Source organism: Arcicella aurantiaca (genome assembly GCF_003148625.1).
In the GTDB taxonomy this organism is placed as follows: domain Bacteria; phylum Bacteroidota; class Bacteroidia; order Cytophagales; family Spirosomataceae; genus Arcicella; species Arcicella aurantiaca.
The window spans coordinates 41,358-60,213 of the sequence record NZ_QGGO01000006.1; the positions used below are offsets into that span (position 1 = coordinate 41,358).

The window sequence follows — 18,856 nt, forward strand, 5'->3', positions numbered from 1 at the left end:
TACGCAAGGGTTAAGAAAAATTCTTATAAAACAGAATAACCAACTTTTAAAGGTTGGTTATTCTCCAATTTCTAATGAAAATCATTTTACCGATACGGTTCAATGGTTTGTATTTTCCCATCAGCATCATACTGAATTTCAGTTACTTTGATGCTACGCAAATGGGTTATGCCTTCCGACAAACTTGAATCGTGATAGAATAAATACCATTTTCCTGATACCTCACAAATGGAATGGTGCGTCGTCCAACCAACCACAGGATTCATAATTCTTCCTTGATATGTGAATGGGCCATAAGGATTATCACCTGTTGCATAACATAGAAAATGGGTATCGCCCGTTGAGTATGAAAAATAATATTTCCCTTCATAAAAGTGCATCCAAGATGCCTCAAAAAAACGACGGTCGTTATCACCTGCTAAAAGCTCGTTCCCGTTTTCATCCAAAATTAAAATCGCTTTTGGTTCTTCGGAAAATTGAAGCATATTATCAGTCAATTTTGCCACCAAAGGACAAAGGGCTGGCTCGTCTGCCGAAGGTTCTTGATTACTTTCAGCATAAATATTATTCCGATAACTTTGAAGTTGTCCGCCCCAAAGTCCACCAAAATACATATAATACGAACCGTCTTTATCTTCAAATACCGCTGGGTCAATCGAATAACTTCCCTCAATTGCCAAAGGCTCAGCTTTGAAAGGACCAACGGGAGAATCTCCAACGGCTACTCCAATTTGGAAAATTCCATCTGCTCTTTTGGCAGGAAAATACAAATAATATTTCCCATCTTTTTGGGCTGCATCAGGAGCCCACATTTGGCGTTCTGCCCATGCAACATCACTTACATGAAGGGCTACCCCATTATCAACTGCCTCACTATCAACAGAATTCATCGAAATGACGTGGTAGTCTTCCATCGCAAAATGACTTCCTAAATCATCAAATGGAATACCTGCCTCAATGTCGTGTGAAGGATAAATGTAAATTTTACCCTCAAAAACATGAGCTGAGGGGTCAGCCGTATAAATATGTTTGACAAGCGGTTGTGAAATCGCTCGACTGTTTAAATCTTGAAAATCAATGTGTTCTACGCTTACTTCTGGCATTTTTATGATGATTAATTTCTAAATAAGTATTTGGAATAAATAAATTGATATTGTGTAGGAGCGGTATCGCATACGCCCACATCTCGACTTTTTGGGCGTATGCGATACGCCCCTACGTCATGATGACAATATTTAATATTATTAATTAATTTGTTATTCTTACTTTCACTGTTTATAAGTTATCTCAACTTCCCGAAAGTTATTTACCCGCAATGGATATTGTTTCGGGAAGTTCACTACCCCAAACTACTTTCTTCTTTCTTTCAATTCTCTTTCAAGTTTCAATTCCATCGCTTTGTCAATTTCATAGCCAATCACTAAAATTGCTCCGAGAATAAAAATGATTCCGGGATAAATACTCACAGACATTTTAATCCCCGAGACTGCTTCTGCCGTTTGGTTCGCTTGTTCTGCCACATAACCATAGTTTGAAAGTAAAGCTGCACCGATTGCTCCACCAATACTCAAACCTGCTTTTAAACCAAAAATCATGGCTGAGAAAATAATGGCAGTTGCCCGACGATTATTTTTCCATTCGCTATAATCAGCCACATCCGCAATCATTGCCCAAAGTAGTGGAATCGTTACGCCATAGGTAAATCCGTGTAAAATTTGGGTGATGAAAACGATGTCGATTGAATCCGTTGCATAGAAATTAAACATGATTAAACACAAGGCTGAAAGCGTCAAGAAAATGCCAAAAATGTTACGTTTTCCGAATTTATCAGCCAAAGGTTTTGAGAACATAATACCCACAATCATGAAGATAATTCCACCTGCATTGAACAAACTATTGGCTGAAGTTGGGGCATCTTCTGGCCATTCAAATTTCCCTAAACCTAAACCTGTGATGGTTTCGTTCAAGCCAACAATGAAGCGATTAAAACCAATGCTCTCCAAAAATGTGGCTTGTGCTTCGGGATTCAAATAATACTTGAAATAGTAAATGTACATTCCTCCTTTCAAGGATAAAGTAATGAAAACCAAAATGGTAAGCAAAAGCATAATCACCCATGGACGGTTTTTTACTAAATCGGAAAGGTCTTGTGAGATACTGTTTTTCTCGGTGACAGGCGGTACAATTCTTTCTTTGGTGGTAAGAAAAGTAATGATAAAGCAAATAACCCCTACGACTGCAAAAAAGAGCATAACTTTCTCAAAACCAACGGCTTTATCGCCATGACCCAAAGAAAGTGCCAAAGGTAAAAGTAAAGATTGAATGATGAATTGAGCCACCATTACCGCCACAAATCGGTAAGAAGATAGACTATTTCGGTCAGACATATCGCCCGTCATCACCCCACTGAGGGCAGAATAAGGAAGATTATTGGCTGAATAAACCAATACCAAAGATAGATAAGTGATTAATGCGTAAATGACTTTTCCCGTTTCGCTGAAATCGGGCGTTGAGAAAGCCAAAAGGGAAATCACACCAAAAGGAATAGATGTCCAAAGTAACCAAGGGCGGAATTTTCCCCAACGAGTAGAAGTTCTATCGGCAATAATTCCCATCAAAACATTGAAAAATGCTCCAATAATTCCACCCGTAAAGATGATTAAACTGGCTTTTCCTGCGGGAATTTTATACACATCAGTATAAAAATAGGCTAAAAAAGTCATTAGGGTTTGGAAGATTAAATTGGCGGCTAAATCGCCAAGACTGTAACCAATCTTTTCTAAAACAGATAATTTTTGAGATGTTTGATTCATAATTTTGGGTTTGGATAAATTAATTCGTGGTTGTTTTCTTTAAGTTGATAAGTGAATGATAGGCTTTTTTGCCCTCAAAAGTTCTGTCGAAAAGTAAAGGATAATTTGTGCGGTTTTTGATTGGCCAACCATTCAACCAAGAATGACTGTCATTTACTCCCCAAAATGTCACTCGACTTATTTTATCTTTATGCTTTAAGAATATTTTAAACAAATTTTCGTAGCGATTGGCAAGTTTATTTTGAACAGAATCAGGCAAAGAGTCTTTGTACGGATTCATTTTAGGGTTTTCTTCAAAACGTTGGTTCACGTCAGCACCTTTCAAATCCCAAGGATTGGGCAAAACCGTATAATCCAATTCTGTAAAAGCTACTTTTATTCCTAATTGAGAAAACTCAATAATGGCATCTTCAATATCTTTTAGGTTCTCACTATTAATACTCCAATGTCCTTGAATACCCACTCCATTTATTTTTGTGCCACTGGCTTGAAGTTTTTTGATAAGTTCAATTGCCCCTTTGCGTTTTGCGGGTTGTTCAATGTTATAATCATTGTAATAAAGTTCAGCTTTAGGGTCAGTTTTAGCGGCTAAATCAAAGGCTTCTTTAATGTAATTTTCACCAAATTTATTCAGAAATACAGATTTTCGTAATGTTCCATCGTCATTAAGTGCCTCATTTACAACGTCCCAGCTATTAATTTTCCCTGCATATCTACCCGCCACCGATTTGATGTGTTCAGTCATAAATAACCGCAAAGAATCAGCACTGTTGATTTTGCTCACAAAAGCAGGCAATTGAGAATGCCAAACCAAAGTATGCCCGACGATATACATTTTATTTTTCTGTCCAAACTCAACAAATTTATCAGCTTCAGCAAAATTATATTGGTTAAATTCGGGATGAATAATTTGAGATTTCATGATATTTTCAGGCGTAATAGCATTGAATTCTTGTTTGATTAGCTCATTTGCTTTAGCATCTTTTTCATAAATATGCTCTACGCCCAAAGCTGTACCAATCAGGAAATCATCATGAAAAGCTATTTTTAGCGAATGAGAATTTTTCTGTCCCAAAACCATATTTGAAACCAAAAAGCTAATAATTAGACCTTTGAAAATTGTTTTTTTAATACGCTGATTATCCATAGTTTATAACTTGTTTACTTTTTTATAAAAATCCTCAAGCCAAATTATCTGGTATTGGCTAAGGTTGAACCCAAAATCATTGGCTTATTCTTTAAAGACAAAGCACTAACAATTTATGGTCATACTTACAAGTCTAAAATTGTGACCACTACCGCAAAGGTGAAAGTTTTTTTTTATTAAAATATTCAAATTAGAAATAAAAATACTGCTATTCCTCAATAATTACATATTAGAAATGCTTAGTTAATCTCGTAAAAACTTCCTGTTTTGAGAAATAAGTATTGTATTTTGAAGTATTTGAAGTGAAATTTTAAAGGATAACAGAGCAAGGGGAATGCTCATTTTGAAAAGATTTTGGTAAAATTGTGGATATACAAGAATATAAATAGGGATTAGAATTTATACCAGTTTTAAATATTCGGAGCGTATTTTACGGAACTCATACACGCAATATCTTTTTAAAATTAGTATTAGTTATTGGGTGAGAATAATCAAACTCATGAAAACTTAAAAGACATAGTTTTTAGCAGTTCGAAAGAGAAAATTTGAATAGGTGCATAACTTAAAACTATCTTATGTGTGGATTACATCTTCACCAAAACCTTCTTCAATTTTCCAGCATGACAAATTTCTTTTCCGTCTAAATATATCCTAAATCCTTTCCCTTTTTGATATTTTTTGCCTGTTTTATCCCAAAGAATTGTTAGGTTTTTCCCGTGATATTGTACTTTATCTAAACAAAACCAGTCCCATTGTTGGGCAGTAATGATGGGCGAAACTTCTAAGATATTGTCTTCTCGTGGCTTTAAACCGACTAAATCATTAATTATCAAATCGGCAAAACCTGAGTGATTGTAGAATTTACTTCGAGGATTATCGCCTTTCAACCATTCGCCATTTTTCTCATCTTGATATTCTCCTAAATACAATTTTCCATTCATTTGATGTGAATTGGCGTATTTCCAAAGTTCATCATAAAAAAGCTGTTTACTCGCCTTTCCATGATTTTTGTAATTATTCAAAACATTAGACAAACCTTTGAGTGTCTGGGTAGTAGCAAAAGGCCAAACCGCTCCGTCCCACTCGCAACTATGTCCCGAACCATGTGTTCTGAACAAAGGATGACGACGCTCTGCCGTAGTAATGCCCCATTTGGCATTAAACCCCAATGTATCTGATAAATGATTCCATTGACTTGCATAATTGGCTTTATCATCGGGCAAATTAAAATACCAAGGAATAAAACCAAGTGCCTCACGAGCATTGCAAAGTGTATTTCCTTTTTCTAATTTTACCTTAAAAAAAGTTGCTTTTTCGTCCCAAAGAGAATCCATTACCGCTTTTTTTAAGAAAATTGCTTTTTGAATATATTTAGAAAAGATGCTGTCGTTCTTCGCAATTTTTGCCATTTTTGAAAGTGCCAAAGCATTTCCGTACATATAACTGTTGATGGTCGGGCGAATATTTTTATCCTTTCTTCCCCCACTGATAGATTCTTCCATCGCATCTTTTACATCAAATTGATAGAACATTCCATTGTGTAATTGCTTTTCAGTTTCCCAAAGTTTATAGTCGTTTGAGAGCGTAATTAGATTTTTTTCGATGAAAGATTTGTCCAAATTGACCAAATAACGATTGTAAACGGCATCATCAATCCAACTGCTAAAACCATGAAATCGTTGAACGTTATGTTTAGGGTCGATGTGTAACCAAAAATTGATATAATCGTCTGCTATTTTTTGATTGTGCAACCAACGAGCTTCGTAAATATGATGCCCCAAAGCACTACTGATGGCATTATGCTTGCCTGCGTGTTTGGCAGGTGTGATAAATTCTGTGAAAATAAAGCCATCGAAAGTTTGTTTTAAGTGCTTTCGCATTGCCCACCAACGATAATAATATACGGTCTGAATCACCGAATCAGGACATTCAAAAAGGGGGATATTTTCTGATAACCATTTGAAAGATTCTTTGTTTGGAATATAATTTACAACGGCTTCTTCGCTATCCAATGCGTTGAATTGCGTTACATATTTGGCTAATTTTTCATCATTCAATACGGTACTTTTCTGACTAAATGACGTATTAAATGACAAAAAGTAAATCAAAAATAGTAAGTAATTGCATTTTCCTATAATTTTCATTTTCAGCTAATATTTAGTAAAATTAAAGGTTAAGCTTCTCCGAAGCTGTTGGAATTTCCCATTTTTTTCTACAAATGTTATACTTCTCCGAAGTAATATTAAGATTAATTACTTCGGAGAAGTATGACCTTTGTAGTAAGTTATAGAATGTTCAACACAGCTTCAGAGAAGCTTAACCTTAATTGTTTTTTAAAATTTTATGGGATAATTTACGAACATCCCATTTCCTAATAGTACTTAAAACAGTGTTTACTCAAACAACCAATCTATATTTTTGGCATTTCCTGCCAAACCTGCATCGAATACTTTTAGGTCTTGTTTTCCTTCCACAAAACCCAAAACTAAGGCAACACCTTTGCCCAAAGTCAGCGTATTTGCTCCTGCCTCAAAAGTGTAAGTATGGATATTCACAGAACCCCAATTTCCTGCCAAAAGAGCATTCGTAATTTTAGCTTCCGACTGTCCATAATTATTGGCAGAAGCATCTATTTCAAGTTGTGGTTTAGGCAAGAAAATACTCTTTTTTGCACTATACATTTGCTGACTTTCATTGAAATATCCCACTAAAACTTTCACAGGTATTTTGCATGAAAATTCCAATTTTGTGCCTTCCAATATTTGTTTATTTTTAGAGAACTGAACGCCTTTTAAAAACTTCAATTCAGGAGCTATTTCATTAATAATCAAAGATGTATCTGACAAAAGTGTTTGTCCTTTTTCTGATAAATATTGTCCATCAATTTTAGAAATGAAAGAAATTTCAGCAGGTTTAAGATATTGTATTTCAGCCTTTTTGTCTGATTTTACATGATGCAAAGAATCAATACAAAACTTAAAACGATTTAATTCTTTCTGGAAAACGGGCAACATTTCTTTCCAATGAATAAAAGTTGCATCAACGCCACGCATCGGGATTTTGCGTTGCTTAGTTTGCATACTGTTGGCGTACAAATAGGCGTCTTTTGTAAGGTTTGTCAAGGTTGAATAATGTTTCACACTCTCTTCCAAACGTGGTAAAGCCTTTTCTAAATCATGCACATTATTACTGTATTTAAACCGTAAAATATCCAATGAAGCCAATGCTTTTTCGGCATAAAAATTAGCCATTGCATGATAACAACGAACATCATTTTTCAATCTTTCAAATTCAGCTTTATCTTTAACCGACTGACTATCAATGGAATTAATAGCATCAAGAGCTTTTTGAGCGTGTTTTTTCACTTCTTCGGCAATTTGCAAGGGAGTTTCTCCAATATGTTTTTCGCCTTTCCAATCTTTTTCGGCATAATCAATAATTTTCTCACCTTCGGGAGCTTCTGATTCGTACAATAAATTCAGTAAACTATAACGATACGGATTTATTAATTGGGTCATTAACATTCCCAAAGTCAAAGTCTGACGATTGCCGTCTGTAATGCCGTATCTACGAAGCAGTTTAGGAGCAATTTCGCCTGTTTCTTCATAAGCCAAAAGCACTTTTTTTGCTTGATTTTCATTCAACCCAAACTTTTTTGCAATATGATTTTGCCAAAAAACTTCTTCCTCATTTCGTTCACGATTTGACTTCCAAGCATATCTCGCCCATGTTTTATACCACATTTCATCACGGTCGAGTTGCAAAATTCGTTGAGACGTTTTGTCGGCTGTATAAGGCCAATCCCAATACGAAGCCTGTGGATACAAATGCAAAGCGTTCGCCTCATACACATTGTGCATTGCCTGTACCGATTTCTGAATAAAGTCGGGTGAACTATATCGGAAAGGCTCTAAATTTGACAATAAATGGACATTTTCAACATGAACCGTTCCAATTCTGCTCAATTTTCGGTGCAATTCTGCCCATGAACCTCTTGGTGTATAGGTCGTCAGAGCTTCACCATTATACTTTGCCATTGTATATAAATTTTTGTACAAAGGCAAAGCATCTTTCATCACTCTTGGAGCGTCAGAATCATGAGCTCGTAAAACAATGGGCGGTTCGTTGTTACTATGAATCGCTTTCAAACCATCTTGTACTCCCGGAATAATCGTTTTCGTAAACCAATCGACATCGTCTTGTCCTGCTCCTTCCATCGCTTCGCCGAGTGTAATTAATAAGCCAACATTTGGATATTTCTCCACAAAAGCAGCAATTGATTTACGAGTATAATCCGCAATCAATGGGATTATCGGGCGATTTCTGTCTTGTGTCTTAATTTTATGATGCTCTGCAAAAGGCTTTGAAACGATGATATTATAAAACATTTGAATCACCCAAATACCTCTTTTGTCGGCTTCTTGCGTTAAAAAACGATACATTTCTTCATTTTTCTGGAAGGTTGCTTCGTCAACCTCTACCGCATACGGATAATCTTTTAGTTTTACCAAAGACGCAAACGGATGCCCATTCCACAGATAAAGCGAATTGTAACGATTCTCAACCATCATGTCTAAATACTTCAACCACAATGCTTTATCATAAAACCAAGGAAACGACTCGGGTGTATATGGATACTCGTAAACTTCACGGTCGGGTAAAAGTTTTGGTTTTTGAAGACCAACACAAGTGCCACGCAAAACCATTTCGGGAACTTCTGTAACAGAGAGTTCTTGTGGAATTTTCTTGTTCTCTTTGATTCTATTAGCTAAGTCTAAACAAGCGTACAAAACGCCAGAATCATCTTTCCCGATAAGCTGAAACGGTTTTTTATCTGTTTTCTGAATCAAATAGCTTTCTTTCTTTTTAATTAACAAAGTATCTGCTGAATAGATTTTCAGCAGATTTTCGCCATTTTTTCTAATGACAATATCATTATTTTGAGCTTGCGAAAAATCATTTGTAGAAATTTTTATTTGATAACCGAATGAGCGTAAAGATTCACTCAGTTTTTCAATTCCAAAGGCTTGTCGCACACCTGATTTTCCATCCGTATAAATGGTAATTTTGTTTGATTTTTGAGCGATTAATGGCGTGAAAATCAAGCAGAAGAAGAATATTTTTAATATCTTGTTCATTTGGAGACAGGATTGAATCATCTTGTTTGAGATTAGAAACTAATATAGAGATTTAAACCTCACCCCCAACCCCCTCTCCAAAAAAGAGGGGGCTTTTCCCTCAGAGTAATCTCCCCTCTCTTGCGGAGAGGGGTTGGGGGTGAGGTTTTTCTACTGAAAAATACTTTTCAAATATGCCGTATTTGCTCCGTAATTTCCTTTTACGTCACGTGGTTTTGTGGCATCTCTTGACCTTTCAATTACCAACCACCCAGACCATTTCATTTTATCCAATGTCTTTTTGATTTTTTTCATGTCAATTTCGGGGTCATTTTGTAGCCAAACACCATCTTTATTGGTGCAGTGCATCATGCTAATACGTTGTTTACCGAGCGTTTTCAATTCTTTGTACAAATCTCGTCCTTCTTTTAAAGGCGTTGAGAAATTGAAATAAATTTTAATGGCTGGACTACCAATTTCTGCTAATAACTTTACTTCTTCGTTAGCACTCAGAGCCGTTTCAATAGCGATGGTTACGCCTGCTTTTTCTGCTAATTTCCCTGCAATTTTCAGCCTATTTACCACCGAATCACGAACACTTGGATTTTGTTTTAAATCGCACTGAACGCCCATTGGCAAAAAACCAACTTTTACATTCATCAATTGCATCGTTTTTATACAATCTTCAATGGATTTTAGGTATTCTTCTCTTCCGCAAAATGACTGAGCATAATAACCTGTCATGGCTAATGAACAAAATTCAATATTTTGCTCTTTGGCTTTGTCAATAAACTGTTTTCGGATAGAATCAACGGCTAACTGATTTTCAAAAGTTGGGCGTTTTCCTAATCCGCCCATATCAAGTTCTAAACCGTCTGCACCTATTTGTTTGGCAAGTGTAATTGCTCCTAATTTTTGTCTTTTCAACAACATTAAATCTATCACCGCAATTTTGTATCGTTGATTATTTTGGGCATATAAACTTCCAAAGGAAATAATCATGCAAAGAAGTATAAGTATCTTTTTCATAGGTTCTTTTTAGTAACACAGACTTTAGTCTGTAAATTTTACGAACAGACTGAAGTCTGTGTTACTTTTAATTCGGAATAACTTTGATAGCATTTGCAGGCAAATTCTCACCTTTTTCACCAAAAACATACATGGCTGGATATTTTTCAATCGTACAAGTTGATTCGTCAATTTTGCCTGTTTTGTCTTGTACTTTTTTCAAATCTAAATTGAAATGTTTGGCTAAAAAATCATATAAAGCCAAGCGTTTGCTGATTCCGTAATCGTGTCCTTCTTTGGCAAGATGTACGTTTTCTACATTATCTGTTTTCTGATAAAATCCATAGATATTTTTCAAAAATGGAAATTCTGTTTCGGGAACGTGTTGCGTCCAATCTTGACCGTCTGATAAAATTAATTGTGGTTTTGGAGCTGCCATTGCCGCAATTTCTACATTATTTGTGCCTTCTCCGCATAAGTGAACGCCCTTTCCACTTTCGCATGGACAACCACCGCTATGATAAGAAGAGAACATCACAACAGGAACGGATAACGTAATTCTATCGTCGATGGCAGACATCAGCATCGTTTGACTTCCACCGCCTGAGCCACCTGTAATTCCTACTCGTTTTGGGTCGGCTTCTTTCATACTTAAAAGCCAATCTAAAATTCTGATTCCGTTCAAAATCTGGATTTTTTGAGCAAAACTTGTACGATGGTCTTCCGTCTTGAATTGTAAATTTGACTCTCCCCAAGCAAATAAATCATAACTAAAAGCCATTGCTCCCATTTTGGCTTGCATGGCACAACGTAACTGACAATCAGCACGATAACGTCCATCGCCAAAATGCCCATCAGGATTCAACATTACAGGCACTAATCCTTTCATTTTCAAAGGTTTGTACAATGAGCCACAAACATAAATTCCTGACATTGTTTCAATTGCAACGTTCTCAACAGTATAACCATCAAAGGTTCTTTTATTGGTGATAATCGGTTGAGAATTTGGTTTTGCAGGCAAAGGAGACAAGCCCAATGAAGTCATAAAACAGCTTTTGAGGGCGATTTTTCGCTTGTTCCATGAGGCGGTATCTTTATAAAGTGTTGCTAAATATGCTAATTGCAATTTGCCTTCTTCGGGTGTTTTTAGATGATATTGATAGGCTTGCAATTTGTATTTTCGTTCACCTTCTTTGGTAAAAGTAATATCTTGAGAAGCAAAAATATTCGTCATTGTTTTCTCTAAATCTGGACGAAAACGCCAATTGGCATAAGTAACAATTTTGTCTTTTACCAATGCTTCTGGATAGCGAATTTTAACTTGAAAACGAGTTTCTATTTCTACAATTACGTCTTTCAAAGGACGTTTAAAAGCATCTTCTGAATTTTGTCCAATCGAAACAAAACTCAATAATAAACAGTAAAGAATGATTATTTTTTTCATGATTGTTTTGGAGTATTAAGTACAAAGTATTATGTATTAAGAAGTTAGTATCTGATAAAGCTTAATACATTGTACCTAATACTTAATACTTTTTTGCTCTTTCCACCAATTACTAAATAATAAATTTTGGTCAATTTCTGGTTTTGGGAAGAATAAACTTGCCAAATATCCAACCACAATCACCACAATATGGCTATACACGCCAAGCATTAATTTATGATGTGGAAAATTGAATTTTCCTAAGTCGAGTAGCAACGTTTTTTCATCTCCAAGTCCAATTTCGGTTGAGGTTAGAAAAGCATACGCAGTGAAGAAAATACAGACGGCAATCCCAATATTTACCCCTTGCGTATTGGCACGGTCGCTGAATAAGCCCAATAGAAAAATACCCACGATTCCGCCTGAGAAAATGGCGTAAAGTGTAAATACAATTCCTAAAACGCCTTCGCTACCTGCTTGTAAATAGAAAAATCCGATTAATAAAGACACCACTCCCGACAAAACCACGATTAATTTGCTCATTTTCAGATATTCTTCATCGGATTTATTGGGGCGAAGTTTTTTGTAATAATCTTCTACTCCAACGGCTGCCAAAGCATTCAAATCGGCACTGAGACTACAAATTGCGGCTGAAATAAGGGCTGAAAGGATAAAACCAACAATACCCGTTGGCAATTGGGTCATCATAAAATAGGGAAAAACGGCATCGGTATGAACACTTTCGGGGAGAGGATTTTGTTGATAAAAAACAAACAAAAGCGTTCCGATAAACATAAACATCATCCAAACAGGAACAGTCAAGAATATACCCATCAAGGAAGCACGAATGGCAGATTTATCCGTTTTTGCGGTTAAATAACGTTGCACAACGGTTTGGTCTGTTCCATATTTTTGAATGGCATAAAATGCTCCATTTATCACCATAACGATAAAAGTCAGCTTTGAGAAATCTAAATCATAAGGTCCAAAACCTGTATGGTTATTGGCTGAGGCAACTTTCCAAGCTTCTGGCAAACCACCTTTTATCCCAAAAATCAAAAGCCCCAAACACACAAATCCACTCAATAAAAGCATAAAACCTTGAAAAACATCTAACCAAATAACCGCTTCGATACCTCCTTTCAAGTTTACCATAATAATAATGCCACCGATAATAAACATAATCAAAGCAGCATTTCCGCCTGTGAGGTTGCTCAATGCAACAGCCATTAGAAAAAGTACCGTTCCCATCGAAGAAAATTGTCGAAGAATGAATGACGAAGAGCTGTAATAGCGAGCAAAACCGCCAAAGCGTTTTTCAAAATATTCGTAGGTACTTAATCCGATTACTTTACGAAAAATGGGTACGATAAACCAAATGGAAAAAAGCAAAACCAAAGGAACCATCAAGCCTTGAACAAGCAAAATCCAATTGGAAGAATAGCCTTCTCCCGGATAGCCCAAAAAAGTTACGCTACTGATAAGCGTTGCCAACAACGACATTCCGATTGCCCAAGATGGGACTTTACCTTTTGCTAAAAAATAGGTTTGGGTAGTTTTTTGTTTCTTGGCAAACAAAAAACCAAAATAGAGCGTCAAGCCCAAGAAAAATAATATAATGCCATAGTCGATGGCGTGTAAAGTGCTGTGATTCATTTGTTTGCGTTATTTGCAAATTCAGAACTGCCAAATTTTACTTGGCCATTCGTAACTACCCGGTTTTATGGTAATACTAATTTTTTGATTTTCCTGAGGTTTCAAACAAATAACTCCTTGCGAAAACTCGTTGGTGGGTATAAAACTTTTATAAGATAATGTTGCCAAAATTGCCGCCGCAGTTGCTCCCCCCTCAATTAAAAATTGGTCGATTTGACATTTTTCTGAGACTGTTTTTACGACTAAGCTCATCCATTTTGCCAGTTGTTGGGGCAAAACTTTGACATCTGCCAAATCGCCAATCGCAATAATTATTGTTGGTTTTGTTTCAAATAATACTAATATTTCTTTCGCCCATTTTTCAAGAGCAAATTCTGTTGGTTTTTCTATAAATAACTTAATTGGCAAGTAACTAACTGCTTCATTTTTAAGATACTTTTCTTTTATTGCCACAACACTTTTTTGATAAGTTGTTCCGCTGATATACAAGGTTTTAGGCTTATCAGAAAGTGGTTTTAATTCCTTGATTTCTAATTTTTGTTGCTTGAAACTCCTTGCTAAAATGGCATCAAAAAAATCAGCAGCACCTACTAATAAAGTATCTTTTGTAAGGACAGAAGCCCAAAAATCAACATCTTGTTTAGAGCTTGCTTCACAAATAAAAATTCCATTTTGTGATACTTTTTCGGCTGGTTTTATAAACTTTACTTCATTATTTTCAGCCCGAATCATGCTCAAAACATTTGCATCACGAATGGCAAATTCTGGGTCATTTGCAAAAGATGTTTCTTCAATTGAAATGCCATTTACAAAATACTTTCCTTCAATAATTGTTCTTCCCAGCGATGGATTTGCGGGAAGAATCAACGTTTTTTCAAAAGGATTTTTCGTTAAAATTTCATTGATTTCTGTTAAAATATGTCCTCTTAAAACAGAATCTATTTTCTTGAATATAAATTGAGGTTTGGTTTTCGCAATTTGTTCTGCTAAAATTCTGGTTTTCTCCTGAGCTTCTAATGCTGACAAAGACCTTGTATTGGCAGAAATTACTACTAAATCTGCTTGGAAATCAAGGTTTAAGGTCGTTAAAATTTCGACATTTAATCCATATCTCAAACCAATTCCTGCAATTTCTGCCGCTCCCGTTAGGTCGTCTGCAATGACAATTATAGGAGATTTCATCTAAACGGCTACACTTTTACGATACTTACTCAACTGAACTGCTGATTCTATCGCCAAAACCATTGCATCTTCGCTGGCGATGCCTTTTCCTGCAATTTCAAAAGCCGTTCCGTGGTCAACAGAAGTACGAATAATTGGTAAACCCATTGTAATATTTACGCCTTTTACGCTATCCATTTGGTTTTTCTCGGCATTCCATTTAAAACCTGTCAACTTAAAAGGAATATGTCCTTGGTCGTGATACATTGCCACTACACCTCCATAATAACCCGTTGCGGCTTTGGCAAACATGGTATCTGGCGGAACAGGGCCTTCTACATCATAACCTAATTTTATAGCTTCTTCCACCGCAGGTAAAATTTCTTCGGCTTCTTCTGTTCCAAATAATCCCGAATCTCCTGCGTGCGGGTTTAGTCCTGCAATACCGATTTTCAGGTTGGTTTCTCCCAACGAAATCATACCATTATGTAGCAATTCTACGACTTGCAAAATGCGTTCTTTTTTCACCAAATCACAAGCCTGACGCAATGAAACGTGCGTAGAAACGTGAATTACCTTCATTTTATCTTCCACCAAAAGCATTGCATATTTTTTTGTATCGGTATAATGTGCATAAATTTCTGTATGTCCTGCAAAATGATGACCCGCTTCGTTGATAGATTTTTTATTGATTGGCCCTGTTACGGTTGCATCAATTTCATTGTTTAAAGCTAAATCAATTACTGTTTTTACTGATTGAAAAGAAGCTTCTCCACACATCGCAGAAATTTCTCCGAACTGCAATTTTTCAATCTCCACATTTTTTAAATCATAAACATCAATAACGCCAAATTCAAACTTGGCATCTGCTACTTTCGAGATAGCGTTAATTTGAACATTAAGATTGAGTTTTTGTTGGATATTCTTGAAAACATCGGCACTACCAGCAATTAAAGGGCGACAGATTTGATATAAGTCTTGGTGCAAAAGTGCTTTTATTGCTATTTCGGGACCAATACTTGCTGGGTCGCCCATGGTAATTCCTATGATTGGTAATAATGACATGATTTTGTTGGTAATGTTGTTAAATGCAAAGCATTTGATTTTTATATGATAGAGTTTAAGTGTTTTGCTTCTTTAAGCCGACTGAAAAGCCATTTTGCTAAAATCGCTTTGATTAAATTTTTCTAACAGTAAAAATAATTCTTGCTCAGGCAGGGCTTGTAATGGTGGCATCACAATTGGTTTACACAAACCACATTCGTTCATCAAAACTTTTAACGCCCAAAGTGATTCCCCGAGAGTACGTCCTCCTTGATAAATATTCCCGAAAAAGTCAGAATGTTTTTGCATTTCTTTGGCTTTCTCGACATTTCCTTCAATGATGGCATTTTGCATTTCTTGATAAATGGCAGGCATAAAATTTCCTGTACTCGGAATAATTCCGTCACTACCCAAAAGCAATGCTTCGGCAGAAAGGGCTGCCCAACCCATAAAATGACTAAAATCTTGTCTGGTTTTCCAAAACTTAATCGACTGATATAATCTTTCTACGTTTCTTTCAGAATCTTTCAATCCAACAATATTTTCATGAAAACTCAACTCGTTTACCATTTCTAAGGGTAAAGAAACGTGGGTTGTTGCAGGAATATTATAAATGATTAGCGGAATAGGAATGGCATCAGCTAATTGTTCAAAATACTTATAAATCTGCTTGTTGGTTAATGGATAATAAGATGGCGTTGTTACTGCAACCACATCAATACCACAATCAGAAGCTTCTTTGGCATATTCAATTGATTCTTCTAAGCAGTTTGAAGAAATACCTGCGTAAAGAATTGTTCCTTGTTTTTTTGAAAGTCCAGCCTGCTTCAAATACGCTGATTTCACAGAGTTTGATAACGAAGCACCTTCACCCGTTGTACCCAAAATAAATGGCAATGTATTGTTTTGATAAAAGTTATCAAACATTATTTCTACCGATTCATGGTCGAGTTTATAGTCCTCAGTGAGTGGTGTGATTGCAGGAATTACGATTCCACTATATTTTTTTTGTATTATCATCAGGTTGCATTATTACAGGAAAATTCCTGAGTTTTTATCTATTTGAGGTTTCAGTTTAATTTTTAATATATTGTGAGCGAAAAGCGATTTGGGTCCGACACTAAACCCTAATACCTAAATCCCAATCCCTACTAAATCAATAGGCTGAATTGAAAATATCAATTGCGTCTTGTTCTTCAATTAATCGAGGATTATTTTTCAATAATCGTTGTATTTTCATGGCATCTTTTGCCATTTGTGGGATACTTTCTTTACGCACACCCACTTCGCTTAATGTAGCAGGAATACCGCATTCCTTGATAATTTCTCTGATTTTGGAAACACCTCTGTATGCCGTTTCTAAGAATGTGGGAGCTTCCTCACAACCCAAAGCAATGGCAACTTTGGCATATCTTTCTGCCGATGCAGGAATATTATAATTCATCAAATAAGGCAAAAGAAGAGCGTTTGATAGTCCGTGTGGCAAATGATATTCACTACCCAACGGATATGAAAGTGCATGAACGCCTGCTGTATTGACAGGCCCTAAACAAAAACCGCCCAAAATACTTCCCATCGCTACATTGATACGAGCATTTTCATTTGAACCATCTTTTACGGCATCTACAATATTTTCAGCAATCAAACGCATTCCTTCGTAAGCATACATGTCAATAAACATATTGGCAAATTTGTTTGTATATGCTTCCAAACAGTGCGTAAGGGCATCTAAACCTGTTGCTGCGGTAATGCTTGCGGGCAAACTCAATGTTAAAAGTGGGTCTGCATAAACCATATCTGGCACTAAAAATGGACTAATAATTCCTTTCTTTTGATTGTCAGAATCATCAACTAAAATAGCATTTGGTGATACTTCACTGCCTGTTCCTGAGGTAGTTGGCACACAAATCAATTTCTTTTTACGTCCATTTAACAAACCAATTCCAACATAATCTGTCAATTTTTGCTCGTTTTCTAATTGTGCAGCTACCAATTTGGCAATATCCAAAACGCTTCCACCACCAATTCCAATGACAACATCTGGGTTTTGAGGTGCAACTCTTTCCATTAATTTGTAGAAATCGGCAAAACTTGGTTCATTCAAAATACTCGTATCAAAAGCAACTACTATATTTTTTTGTGTTAGTGTTTCAGCAAATCCTTCTAACGATTTTAAAAGCGGTTCGATAGTTACGATTAAAACACTTTTTGCTTTTAAAGCAAATATTTCGTCGGGTAATTGTTTTAAAACGTCTTTCCCGAAAACCAACTTACTCGGAAAATGTATGCTTACTTGTTGTAATGATTGCATGATTTTTATTTGATTCTCTACTTAGACTTCCTTCGTTATTTCAGCACCAGTTGGAGCAATATAGCCTTTCATTGCAGGCCAAATTCCTTCTTTTATTTTCTTGGTTTTAAACTTTTTAGGGTCTAAAATCGAATGTTTAATTTTTTGTCTTCTCCAAGTATAAATCACGTGAATTAACCCGTCTGAACTTTGAATAATTGACGGATAAGAATACTGACTGATGGGTGAATCTTCAATAATGACTGCCCCAGACCAATTAATTCCGTCTTTTGAAACTGAAAGATTTAAAGGTGTTCGAGGACCTTTCGCTAAATTATTCGGTGGCAAAACATGGTTATAGACCAATACGTGCAAACCATTTTTAAGCGTTACGGCATCTGTTCCAGAGTTATTATTGGGCAGATTTGTCTTGGCTAAGGGTGTCCATGTTTCTCCGTTATCAGTTGACCATGATTCTAAAATAGCTCGGTTTTTACTTCTTGCCACAATTTGTAATTTGCCATTTCCATGTTGTAAAATACTCGGCTGAATCGCTCCAAATGCTTTATCTGCGGTAATTGCCCCTACTGTACGCCAAGTTTTTCCGAAATCTGATGTTACTTCAAAATGGATTCTCCAGCCTTTTTCTCCTTCTGTGCTACTCGGACAAAACAAATTTCCGTTGCTCAATAAAACGGGTTTATTTTTCACAGGTCCAATATAACCTTCGGGCAAAGCTTTGGCGTTCGACCATGTAACGCCATTATCTGATGATGTTTTCAACCAACCTTTCCATTTGGCTGGACTGGGCCCTATTTTATAAAAAAGCATTAAATCGCCATTCGGAATTTGGTATAAAACAGGATTCCAACAAGCGTAACGAAGGGTGTCATTTACAATTCCGTTTGCTACGTTTTGAGGAGCTAACCATTTGCCATTTTCTTGACGACTCACCCAAATACACACATCTGGATTTCGCTCTTTTGTTCCTCCAAACCACGCAGCGACCATTCCTTTTTTTGATTCAGCAATAGTCGCTGCATGGCTTTCGGGAAATGGAGGATTTTCAACCACGAATTCATCCAATAAAAGACCCGATTTCCATTTTTGTGCAACAGAAATATTCAGGGTTAAACAACTGATTATTAATATTTTGAAAATGTTTTTCATGTATTTTTTTGGGTCAGATGACTTTTT

Annotated in this window: 13 protein-coding genes; all 13 read right to left on the bottom strand. The window is 36.1% G+C overall.

Going from position 1 to position 18,856, the window contains the following annotated elements:
• Positions 1 to 86 precede the first annotated feature (86 nt).
• The 13 genes from LV89_RS07200 to LV89_RS07260 all read right to left on the bottom strand — a co-directional run bounded on the left by LV89_RS07200 (position 87) and on the right by LV89_RS07260 (position 18,829).
• Positions 87 to 1,103: a glycoside hydrolase family 43 protein gene (locus tag LV89_RS07200; RefSeq protein ID WP_109742201.1), complete on the bottom strand. Its 1,017-nt coding sequence runs from the start codon at positions 1,101 to 1,103 to the stop codon at positions 87 to 89.
• Between the two features lie 246 nt (positions 1,104 to 1,349).
• Positions 1,350 to 2,813: an MFS transporter gene (locus LV89_RS07205; RefSeq protein WP_109742202.1), complete on the bottom strand. Its 1,464-nt coding sequence runs from the start codon at positions 2,811 to 2,813 to the stop codon at positions 1,350 to 1,352.
• Between the two features lie 19 nt (positions 2,814 to 2,832).
• A complete protein-coding gene (locus LV89_RS07210; protein WP_109742203.1) occupies positions 2,833 to 3,960 on the bottom strand; it encodes an endo-1,4-beta-xylanase in 1,128 nt (375 codons plus the stop codon).
• Positions 3,961 to 4,544: 584 nt separating this feature from the next.
• The gene (locus LV89_RS07215; protein ID WP_109742204.1) at positions 4,545 to 6,104 is read right to left on the bottom strand and encodes an MGH1-like glycoside hydrolase domain-containing protein; all 1,560 of its coding nucleotides are present in this window, start codon (positions 6,102 to 6,104) and stop codon (positions 4,545 to 4,547) included.
• A 249-nt stretch (positions 6,105 to 6,353) separates the two neighbouring features.
• Positions 6,354 to 9,098, bottom strand: a complete 2,745-nt coding sequence (locus LV89_RS07220) for an alpha-d-galacturonidase (RefSeq protein WP_109742205.1) — start codon at positions 9,096 to 9,098, stop codon at positions 6,354 to 6,356.
• Positions 9,099 to 9,248: 150 nt separating this feature from the next.
• Positions 9,249 to 10,106 (bottom strand): sugar phosphate isomerase/epimerase family protein, encoded by an 858-nt coding sequence (locus LV89_RS07225; RefSeq protein ID WP_109742206.1) that lies wholly within the window; start codon positions 10,104 to 10,106, stop codon positions 9,249 to 9,251.
• Positions 10,107 to 10,173: 67 nt separating this feature from the next.
• A complete protein-coding gene (locus tag LV89_RS07230; RefSeq protein ID WP_109742207.1) occupies positions 10,174 to 11,529 on the bottom strand; it encodes an acetylxylan esterase in 1,356 nt (451 codons plus the stop codon).
• 75 nt (positions 11,530 to 11,604) lie between these two features.
• On the bottom strand, positions 11,605 to 13,164 hold the full coding sequence (locus LV89_RS07235; protein ID WP_109742208.1) for a sodium:solute symporter family protein: 1,560 nt from the start codon (positions 13,162 to 13,164) through the stop codon (positions 11,605 to 11,607).
• 21 nt (positions 13,165 to 13,185) lie between these two features.
• On the bottom strand, positions 13,186 to 14,346 hold the full coding sequence (locus LV89_RS07240; protein WP_109742209.1) for a four-carbon acid sugar kinase family protein: 1,161 nt from the start codon (positions 14,344 to 14,346) through the stop codon (positions 13,186 to 13,188).
• Positions 14,347 to 15,390, bottom strand: a complete 1,044-nt coding sequence (gene pdxA / locus LV89_RS07245) for a 4-hydroxythreonine-4-phosphate dehydrogenase PdxA (RefSeq protein ID WP_109742210.1) — start codon at positions 15,388 to 15,390, stop codon at positions 14,347 to 14,349.
• A 72-nt stretch (positions 15,391 to 15,462) separates the two neighbouring features.
• Positions 15,463 to 16,389: a dihydrodipicolinate synthase family protein gene (locus LV89_RS07250; protein ID WP_109742211.1), complete on the bottom strand. Its 927-nt coding sequence runs from the start codon at positions 16,387 to 16,389 to the stop codon at positions 15,463 to 15,465.
• Positions 16,390 to 16,525: 136 nt separating this feature from the next.
• A complete protein-coding gene (locus tag LV89_RS07255) occupies positions 16,526 to 17,680 on the bottom strand; it encodes an iron-containing alcohol dehydrogenase (RefSeq protein WP_109742212.1) in 1,155 nt (384 codons plus the stop codon).
• A 21-nt stretch (positions 17,681 to 17,701) separates the two neighbouring features.
• The gene (locus LV89_RS07260; protein ID WP_109742213.1) at positions 17,702 to 18,829 is read right to left on the bottom strand and encodes a sialidase family protein; all 1,128 of its coding nucleotides are present in this window, start codon (positions 18,827 to 18,829) and stop codon (positions 17,702 to 17,704) included.
• Positions 18,830 to 18,856 lie beyond the last annotated feature (27 nt).